Annotated in this window: 7 protein-coding genes and 1 pseudogene; 5 read left to right on the top strand and 3 right to left on the bottom strand. The window is 73.7% G+C overall.

From position 1 onward, the window contains the following. Window positions 1-9: 9 nt before the first annotated feature. From H9652_RS00440 to mtrA, 3 genes are all read right to left on the bottom strand, one after another. On the bottom strand, window positions 10-1,740 hold the full coding sequence (locus H9652_RS00440; RefSeq protein ID WP_191794146.1) for an LpqB family beta-propeller domain-containing protein: 1,731 nt from the start codon (window positions 1,738-1,740) through the stop codon (window positions 10-12). Then, window positions 1,737-3,431, bottom strand: a complete 1,695-nt coding sequence (gene mtrB / locus H9652_RS00445) for an MtrAB system histidine kinase MtrB (protein WP_191794265.1) — start codon at window positions 3,429-3,431, stop codon at window positions 1,737-1,739. The genes H9652_RS00440 and mtrB overlap by 4 nt, the downstream gene beginning before the upstream one ends. A gap of 101 nt (window positions 3,432-3,532) precedes the next feature. Next, on the bottom strand, window positions 3,533-4,216 hold the full coding sequence (gene mtrA, locus H9652_RS00450) for an MtrAB system response regulator MtrA (protein ID WP_138823451.1): 684 nt from the start codon (window positions 4,214-4,216) through the stop codon (window positions 3,533-3,535). Window positions 4,217-4,424: 208 nt separating this feature from the next. Between mtrA and H9652_RS00455 the strand changes: the two genes are divergently transcribed. The 5 genes and pseudogenes from H9652_RS00455 to H9652_RS19505 all read left to right on the top strand — a co-directional run. After that, window positions 4,425-5,741 (top strand): hypothetical protein, encoded by a 1,317-nt coding sequence (locus tag H9652_RS00455; protein ID WP_191794147.1) that lies wholly within the window; start codon window positions 4,425-4,427, stop codon window positions 5,739-5,741. After that, window positions 5,738-6,493: a DUF4129 domain-containing protein gene (locus H9652_RS00460; RefSeq protein WP_191794148.1), complete on the top strand. Its 756-nt coding sequence runs from the start codon at window positions 5,738-5,740 to the stop codon at window positions 6,491-6,493. The genes H9652_RS00455 and H9652_RS00460 overlap by 4 nt, the downstream gene beginning before the upstream one ends. Beyond that, window positions 6,490-7,749, top strand: coding sequence for a DUF4350 domain-containing protein (locus H9652_RS00465; protein ID WP_318243914.1), 1,260 nt, complete (start codon window positions 6,490-6,492; stop codon window positions 7,747-7,749). The genes H9652_RS00460 and H9652_RS00465 overlap by 4 nt, the downstream gene beginning before the upstream one ends. Before the next feature lie 80 nt (window positions 7,750-7,829). After that, a complete protein-coding gene (locus tag H9652_RS00470) occupies window positions 7,830-8,918 on the top strand; it encodes an AAA family ATPase (RefSeq protein WP_191794267.1) in 1,089 nt (362 codons plus the stop codon). Window positions 8,919-8,942: 24 nt separating this feature from the next. Then, a pseudogene (locus H9652_RS19505) lies at window positions 8,943-9,324 on the top strand (DUF58 domain-containing protein); the annotation flags it as partial.

A 9,324-nucleotide genomic window follows, 5' to 3' on the forward strand; every position in this document is an offset into this window, starting at 1 on the left:
GCCTCGGCCTCAGCCCGGGAACGCCGGCAGCGCGACGTTCTCTATCCGCTTCTCCCAGACGGCGCCCGACCGGCTTCGCCCGAACAGCGTCCCGTCCTGGGTGAGGACCTGGACCGTCCGGTCGCCGTCGCCCGCGCTGATCGCCGTCGCCCCCGCCACCGGTGAGAGCCTCGTGGTCTCGCCACCGACCAGGACGAGGTGGACCGTCGGGGCGGCCTCCGTGTCGTCGGTGCCCAGGACCGCGAGCGTCGTCTCGTCGGCCCAGACGACCTGCGAGGCCGAGGTGATGGGAGCACCGACCCGGAAGGGTTCCGAGAGCCCCGTCGGGACGTCCTTCTCGTCGCGCACGATCCCGGCGACCTCCACCCGGGTGCCCGTACCGTCCGAGCTGATCACCGCGATCCGGGCGCCGTCGTGCGCGACGCGGATCGACTGCACGGTGCGCCCCGCCAACCACGGCGCGGCGACCGTGACAGGTTCGCCCGCCTCCGCGAGGTCCGCACGGACGACCTGCAGCGCGCCCGACTGCGCCATGGGACCCGACCACACCCCGCCGAACCGGTCGACGCTCGGCGCGAGCAGGTCCTCGCCCGTCAGGAGCGGGACCTGCGGCAGGTTCTTGGTCGCGAGCCGGACGAGCCCGTCCGAGCCGTCGCGGACCACGAGCGGGCGCGCGTTGCTGCCCTGCGCCAGCGCGGTGGCGGTGGTCCCGGCGAGCGAGACCGCCGGGGACAAGGAGGTCGCCTGGTCCGCGCCGCCGTCGAGCGCCTTGATCTCGCCCTCCGCCGCGACGACCTCGCTCCCCTCCGTCACCGCCTTGATCGGCACCGTCCCGCCCGTGGGGGTGCTCAGCAGGTCCTCCCCGCGGTAGAGGTTGACGGTGAGCGGCAAAGCGTCGAAGAGCGTCGCCTCGAGCTGGGCCTTGAGGAGCGCGCGGTCCTCGGGCGGCGCGAGCGAGATCGTGTCCGTCAGCCGGACCTCGGTGATGCCGCCCTCGCTCGGCACCGCGTCGATGCTCAGACGCGTTCCCTCGGGGACCACGGGCGCCGTCGCGCCCCTCAGCCACTCGACCGGTCCGATCAGGATCTCGGTCACGGCGCTCGTCTGCCACCCCCTGTTGGGGAACCAGCGGTCGTCGGGGACGAGCACCTCACGGTCGGCCGACGGGAAGTACAGGCGGGTCTGCCGGAAGGCCGCCTGGAAGCTGCTCTCGGAGAGCAGCAGCCCGTCCTCGGCCGTCTCGATCCGCCACTGTCCGTCACCCTGGCGAACCAGCCCGAACGACACCGGGACGGCGCCCTCCCCGCGGGGGACGTCCTCGGTGTAGACGCCACGCTTGTCCAGGGCCCCGACGACCGTCGCGCTGCCCGTGACCGTCACCTGCCCCGTCTTCACGGCCTCCTCGTCCATCGTCAGGTCGAGGTCGCCGTCGAAGACCAGGACCTGGGAGTCCCAGCTCCAGGCGTCGGCGTCCGTGAGGAACTCCTGGGCGACGTCGAAGTCACCGGCCGGTCCGGCCGCCTGCGCGGTCAGGAAGCCCGACACGATCCGCACCGGGTCGTCACCCGCGACCGGTCCCCGCGCGCGCAGCCCCGGGGCGTTGAAACCCTGCACCACGTCGCTGCCACGGATCACCGGGCCCGAGGTCGGGATCGACGCGCAGCCGGACAGCGCGAGGGCCGCCACCACGAGCCCTGCTCCGAGGGCGCTCGTCGGCCTGCCGGGTCGTCGCTCGGTCATCGTGCCTGCTCCTCGTCGACGGACGTACCCGGTCGTTCGGTGACGACGCCCTGGCGGACGAACGTGAGGTTCTCGTCAGGGAGGACGGGAAGGGCCGAGGGGCTCGTGGTGCCCTCCGTCGGGTCCTCGACCCGCTCGATCTGCCCCGTCGGCGGGCGCAGACCGCGTCCGTGCGTCGGCTCCTCGGGCACCAGCGGGAGCGGCGACGCCTCGAGCCGGATCCCGGCGCGCAGCGGGAGCGTGAGACGGAAGGCGGCCCCCTGGCCAGGGCGCCCCCAGACCTCGAGCCACCCACCGTGCAGGTGCGCGTCCTCGAGCGAGATGGCGAGGCCGAGCCCCGTCCCCCCGGTCGTGCGGGCGCGCGCCGGGTCGGCCCGCCAGAAGCGGTCGAACACGTGCAGCGCCTCGTCCTGCGTCATCCCGACGCCGTGGTCGCGGACCACCACCGCGACCGCGTACCGGTCGTGGGCCACCGTGATCTCGACGGGCTTCTCCTCGGCGTGCTCGATCGCGTTGACCACGAGGTTGCGCACGATCCGTTCGACCCGACGAGGGTCGACGTCCGCGGTCACGGCCTCGTCGGGGAGGTGCACCGACATCCACACGCCCTTGCGCTCCGCGAGCGGCGCGGCGAGCTCGACGGCCGCGTTGACCACGTCCCGCACGTCGCGGCGCTCGGCGTCGAGCTGCGCGGCCCCCGCGTCGAACCGGCTGATCTCCAGCAGGTCGGCCAGGAGGTCCTCGAACCGGTCGAGCTGGGTCTGGAGGAGCTCGGCCGACCGCTTGGACGCGGGGTCGAAGTCGTCGCGCGAGGCGTGCAGGACCTCGCCCGCCATCCGGATCGTCGTGAGCGGCGTGCGCAGCTCGTGCGACACGTCCGACACGAAGCGCCGCTGCAGCAAGGACAGCTCCTCCATGCGGCCGATCTGGAGCTGCAGGCTCTCCGCCATCTCGTTGAACGACCGGGCGAGCGTCGCGAGCTCGTCGTGGCCCTTGACCGGGAGGCGCTCGTTCAGGTGCCCGTCGGCGAGCCGCTCCGCGACCCCCGCGGCGTTGCGGACCGGCTGGACCGCCTGGCGGGTCACGACCCAGGTGATCAGACCCAGGATGCCCACGACGAACACCGCACCGACGACCAGGGTCCCCTGGAGGAACGAGAGGGTCTCCTGCTCGGGCGCGAGCGTGTACAGGAAGTAGAGCTCGTAGACACCGACCGTCGGCACCTGGACCTTCGACCCCACGAGGACCCCGGGGTCCACGGGCGAGTGCGGGTCGGACGGGTCGCGCGGGATCGCGACCGACTGGAGCTCGCGGCCGTCGCTCTCCATGACAGCCGCCCGGAGCTCGTCCGAGACCAGGCTCGCGAGCTGGTTGTCGGTGCTCACGTCGTTGAGGCGCGACGGCGCCCCCTCGGGCCGCATGAGGAAGATCTTGCGGTCGGGGCTGCCGCTCGTGCGCAGGGTGTTGTGCACGTCGAGCAGGAGGGTCTGGATCTCGGAGTCCTTGGTCTTGGACACCGAGGCCGTGAACAGGCTCTGGGCCTGCTGGATCGAGTTGGCGCTCTCGACGTTGATCTGCTCGAGGCGCTGGTCGAACAGGCCGTCGCGCATCGTGCTCGACAGGTAAGCGCCGAGGGCCGCGACCGTGATCACCCCGACGACGAGCGCGGTCCCGACCACGCGGAGCTGCATCGACGACCGGGCCTGCCAGGTGAGGCGACCGACCGTGGCGCGCAGGCGCCGTCGGGCGCGACGGAACGACCGCCCCACCCGCGCGCGCAGCGACGGAGCGCTCACCCGCGCGCCGCACCCGCCTTGTACCCGACGCCGCGCACGGTCAGGACGATCTCCGGGTTCTCCGGGTCGTGCTCGACCTTCGACCGCAGGCGCTGCACGTGGACGTTGACCAGGCGCGTGTCCGCCGCGTGACGGTAGCCCCAGACCTTCTCGAGGAGGACCTCGCGCGTGAAGACCTGCCAGGGCTTGCGGGCGAGCGCGACCAGGAGGTCGAACTCGAGGGGCGTGAGCGCGATGGGGCGGCCGTCGCGCGTGACCCGGTGCCCGGTCACGTCGATCTCGACGTCGCCGATCGCGAGGTGCTCGGGGGCGGGCTCGTCCGAGCGGCGCAGGCGGGCCCGGATCCGCGCGACGAGCTCCTTGGGCTTGAACGGCTTGGAGATGTAGTCGTCCGCGCCGGACTCCAGGCCGAGCACGACGTCGACCGTGTCGCTCTTGGCCGTGAGCATGATGATGGGCACCCCCGACTCCGCACGGATCAGACGGCACACCTCGGTGCCGTCCTTGCCGGGCAGCATGAGGTCCAGCAGGACGAGGTCCGGCTGGGTGCTGCGGAACGCGGCCAGAGCGAGGTCCCCGTCCGCGCAGAACACCGGGTCGAACCCCTCGGACCGCAGCACGATGCCGATCATCTCGGCGAGAGCGGTGTCGTCGTCGACCACAAGCACACGTACCTTCATGGCCCCATTTTGCCATCGACCGCGGGCTCGTCGGTCCGACCCACCGTGGGGCGGCCGGTGTTCACCCGAACGGCCCGGCCACCGCGTCGGCCGGTCCCCCGTACTAGGGTGGTCCGCTACCGGGCCGGACGCCGTCGTGGCGTCGTGCACGGCCTCATCAGGACGAGCCCTCGGGGCCCGACAGAACCGAGCGGGGACAGCAGAGCAGATGACGACGCCCGACGACGCCGGCACGCCAGCACCGGACGACACCCCGCGCTACGGCCAGCGCGCCCCGCAGCCACCGGCGGGCGCGACGCCACCCGTCGGCGGGCCGCCCGCGCAGCCCGGTCGGTACGGCCCCCCGGCACAGTCCGGCCAGCCTGCGCCGGCCCAGCCCACGTCGAACGCATGGGGGCAGCCGCAGTACGGGCAGCAGGGCCAGTACGGCCAGCCCTCCGGCGAGCCCGGCCAGCACGGTGCGCCGCAGCACGGGCAGTACGGCCAGCCCGGCCAGTACGGCGCACCGCAGTACGGCGGCCCCCCGCAGCCCGGCTACGGTCCGCCGTCCTTCGCGGGCAAGCCCTACGCCCCGCCCGCGAACAAGCCCGGCATCATCCCGCTGCGCCCGCTGAGCCTCGGCGAGATCTTCGACGGCGCGTTCGGTGCGATCCGCGCCAACCCCAAGGTGATGCTCGGGATGAGCGCGACCGTGATCGCGATCGCGACGGTCCTCGGGCTCGGCCTGGGCGTGCTGATCAGCGGGATCTTCTCGCCCCAGCTCGCCCAGATCGAGGCGGAGCTGAGCGTCGAGATGGGCGCCGACGCCACGGGCCTCACGGAGATGTTCCCCCTCCTCGGCGCCTCGATGGTGTCCTCGGTCGTGCTCGCCCTCGCGATGCCCGTCGTCAACGGCCTGCTCATCACCTCGGTGGGCCAGTCAGTGATCGGTCGCAAGGCGAGCGCGGGCGAGGTCTGGGCCCAGGCGAAGTCGAAGATCTGGCCCCTGCTGGGCTTCTCGATCCTCTGGTCGATCGCCCTCGGGGCCGTCTGGTTCGTCTACCTGCTCCTCACGGTCCTCGCGTTCACGGCCGACGTCGGCCTCGGCATCGCCGTCGCGCTCCTCGGGCTGCTGGGTCTTGCCGTGTTCGGCTGCTGGTTCCTCGTCCGCACGCTCCTCGTCCCGCCGGCCATGGTCCTCGAGGGCCAGGGCTTCGCGAGCGGCGTGAAGCGCGGCTGGACCGTCTCTCGCGGCTCGTTCTGGCGGCTGCTCGGGATCTACCTCCTGGCCTCCGTCGCGGTCGGCACCATCACCTGGCTCGTCTCGCAGCCGTTCGGGATCATCGGCGGCATGGTCTCGCTCATGAGCATGTTCGCGATGTATGCGATCGTGGCCGTGGGGTCGATCGTCACGGGGGTCATCAGCGCGGTGTTCCTCGCGGGCGTCGTCTCGCTGCTCTACATCGACGTCCGCATGCGCCGCGAGGGGCTGGACGTCGAGCTCACGGCCGCGGCCGAAGAGCACACGGGCCACGGCCCGGCGTGACCGGCGCGCTCCCTGCGTCGCTCGCCGCCTGGCAGGCGGCCGCCCCGGCGCGCCTCGGCCTTGCGCAGGGTGTGCGGTGGGACGTCCCGGTCGTCCCCGACGCCGACACCGCACGGCAGTGGCTGAAGGAGGAGCTCCTCGACCCCGTGTACGTGGACCAGCCCTCGCTCCTGTCGCGCTTCATCGACTGGCTGACCGGCCTGTTCACCGACGTCCGGGTCCTCGACGTGAACCCCGTCGTGGCCTCGCTCGTGATCGTCGGGCTCGTCCTCGTCGTAGCGGTGGTCGCCTACGTGGTCACGGGCCCGGTCCGCCTGTCCCGCAAGGCCCGTTCGTCGGTCGCTGTGTTCGACGACGACGAGCGCTCGGCCAAGGAGCTCCGGGCCGCGGCCGACGCCGCCGCCTCGGTGGGCGACTGGCCGACCGCCGTCGTGGAGCGCTACCGCGCCGTCGTGCGCTCGCTCGAGGAGCGCGTGATCCTGGACCCGCGCCCCGGTCGCACGGCCCACGAGGCCGCGGACGACGCCGCCCTGCGACTCCCGGCGCTCGCCGACCGGCTCACGGTCGGCGCGCGCCTGTTCGACGACGTCCGGTACGGCAAGGTGTCGGTGGGCCCAGCGGCCGACCAGGCGCTGCGAGAGCTCGACGCCGCGACCCTCGCCACGACGCCGACGCCGCCCGCCCACCTGCTCGGCGGCCTGGAGCCCGACTCCCCCGCGCAGGCGCCCACCCCCTCGGGAGGCTCCCGGTGACGACTGGTCTCGACGCACCGCCGCCCCCCGTCACGGCACCCGACACGACCGCCGCAGCCGTCACCACGGCCTACGTCCCTGTGCGCGTGACGGGCGACGGCACCACGACCGGCTCCCGTGCCGCACGCCGGTGGCGGGCCGCGCGCTGGCCTCTCGCCGTGCTGCTCCTGATCGCGATCGTCGCGGGGCTCGCCGCACTGTCGCGACCCGCCGTCTCGAGCACCCCGTTCGCCCCGGACAACGCCGGGCCGAACGGTGCCCGGGCCCTTGCCCAGGTGCTGGGCGACCAGGGCGTCGACGTCGAGCACGTGACCACGACCGCGGACGCGGTCTCCCGCGCCGACGCCGGGACGACGCTCCTCGTCACCTCCGACCTCAACCTCCTGCCCGAGCAGGTCGACGCGATCCTGGCGACCGAGGCCGACCTGGTGCTCCTCGAGCCGGGGTACGACCTGCTGGAGGGCGCGACCGACGGGGCCGCGACCCTGGGCGACGACTGGTCGTCGCCCGACGCCCTGCGGAGCCCGCAGTGCACCGACCCCGACGCGACCGCCGCCGAGGAGATCCGCAGCACGGGCTACGGCTTCACCTCGACCGGCCCCGGGTCGGTCGTCTGCTTCCCCGGCGACGACAGCCCGCCCGACACCGGCGCCTACCTGGTCCACGAGGGCGACCGCCGCGTCGTCGCGCTCGACGACGCGGGGCTGATCACCAACTCCCGGATCGACCAGGACGGCAACGCGGCCCTCGCGCTGCGCTCGCTCGGCCGGCACGAGACCCTGACCTGGTTCGTCCCCGACCTCCTGGACACCTCGTCCACGGACACCTCCGTCGCAGGGGCGGCCACGCTGCCACCGTGGGTGCCGATCGTCCTCGTCCAGCTCCTCGTGGTCGCCCTGTTCGCGGCGCTCTGGCGCGGACGCCGCCTCGGTCCGCTCGTGACCGAGGACCTCCCGGTCGTCGTCCGCGCGTCGGAGACGACACGCGGCCGGGGGCGCCTGTACCGCCGGTCCCGCTCGCGCGGCCACGCCGCAGCAGGTCTGCGGGCTCACAGCGCCGATCGCATGGCCTCACGCCTGGGCCTGCCCCGGTCCGCAGCCGCCCCCGCGCTGATCGACGCGGTCGTCCGCGCCACGCACCGCCCGGCCGAGCAGGTCGCGCACCTCCTGTACGGCCCACCACCCGCCGACGACGCAGCGCTGCTCGAGCTCGCACGTCACCTTGACCAGTTGGAGAGCGAGGTCTTCCACCCGTGACGCACCACCCCGAGGGGTCGAACCCCTATCAGCAGCCCGCGGACCGCTACGCGCCTCCGCAGGCCCAGCCCGCACAGCCGGTGCCCGCCCAGCCCCAGGACCAGGCCGAGCCCCCGGCGCAGCCGCCCGCGTACGGCGCCCCCGTCCCTCCGGCGCCCGCTGCCCCCGCCCCGCACGTCGTCGCCGACGCACCCGCCCAGGCTGCGCCGTCGGGCCCCTCGCACGAGCTGCGCGCGGCCCTGGCCGCGGTGCGGACCGAGGTCGGCAAGGCCGTGGTCGGCCAGGACGCCGCGGTCACGAGCCTGCTCATCGCGATGCTCTGCAAGGGCCACGTGCTCCTCGAGGGCGTGCCCGGGGTCGCCAAGACGCTGCTCGTGCGCACGCTCGCGGCCTCGCTCGACCTGGACACCAAGCGCGTCCAGTTCACGCCCGACCTCATGCCGGGCGACGTCACGGGCTCTCTCGTGTACGACGCGCGAACGGCCGAGTTCAGCTTCCGCGAGGGCCCCGTCTTCACGAACCTGCTGCTCGCCGACGAGATCAACCGCACGCCCCCCAAGACCCAGGCCTCGCTGCTCGAGGCCATGGAGGAGCGCCAGGTCTCGGTCGACGGCACGCCCCGCCCGCTGCCGGACCCGTTCCTCGTCATCGCGACGCAGAACCCGGTCGAGTACGAGGGGACCTACCCCCTCCCCGAGGCCCAGCTCGACCGCTTCCTGCTCAAGCTCGTCCTGCCGCTGCCCGAGCGCGACCAGGAGATCGAGGTCCTCGCACGGCACGCCGCCGGCTTCAACCCGCGCGACCTGGCCGCGGCGGGCGTGCGACCCGTCGCGGGCCGCGACGTCCTGGACCGTGCACGCGCCGAGGTGGCCCAGGTGCAGGTGTCGCGCGAGGTCCTCGGCTACGCCGTCGACCTGTGCCGTGCCACGCGCCACTCGCCGTCGCTGTCGCTCGGCGTCTCGCCGCGAGGCGCCACGGCCCTGCTCGCGACGTCTCGTGCGTGGGCATGGCTGTCCGGTCGCGGGTACGTCACGCCCGACGACGTCAAGGCCCTGGCCCACCCGACGCTGCGCCACCGCGTCCAGCTCCGGCCCGAGGCCGAGCTCGAGGGCGTGACCGCCGAGAGCGTGCTCGACACGGTGCTGGCCTCCGTGCCGGTCCCGCGCTGAGCGCCACGTGCCTGAAGGGATGACATGGCTCTGACGTGGCGCGCCGTCGCGCTGGCGGCCCTCGGCGTGGTGGCGGTCCTCGTGGTGCCCTCGTACGGCACCGTGCTGCTCTGGGCGCTCGTCGTGGTGGCGCTGTGCGCGCTCGACGTGACCCTCGCGGCCTCCCCGCGCCAGGTAGCGGTCGAGCGGCGCGTGCCGGGCTCGGTGCGTCTCACGGGGAGGGCGACGTCGCAGCTCGTCGTGACGAACATGACCGGGCGGCGGCGGCTGCGGGCAGTGGTGCGCGACGCCTGGGCTCCTTCCGCTGGCGCGCACGACAACCGGCACCCCGTCGACCTGCCACCCGGGGAGTCGGCGCGCCTGGTGACCACGCTCGTCCCGACGCGGCGCGGGGGGGGGGGGGGGG

It is taken from the genome of Oerskovia rustica (assembly GCF_014836555.1).
GTDB lineage: Bacteria > Actinomycetota > Actinomycetes > Actinomycetales > Cellulomonadaceae > Oerskovia > Oerskovia rustica.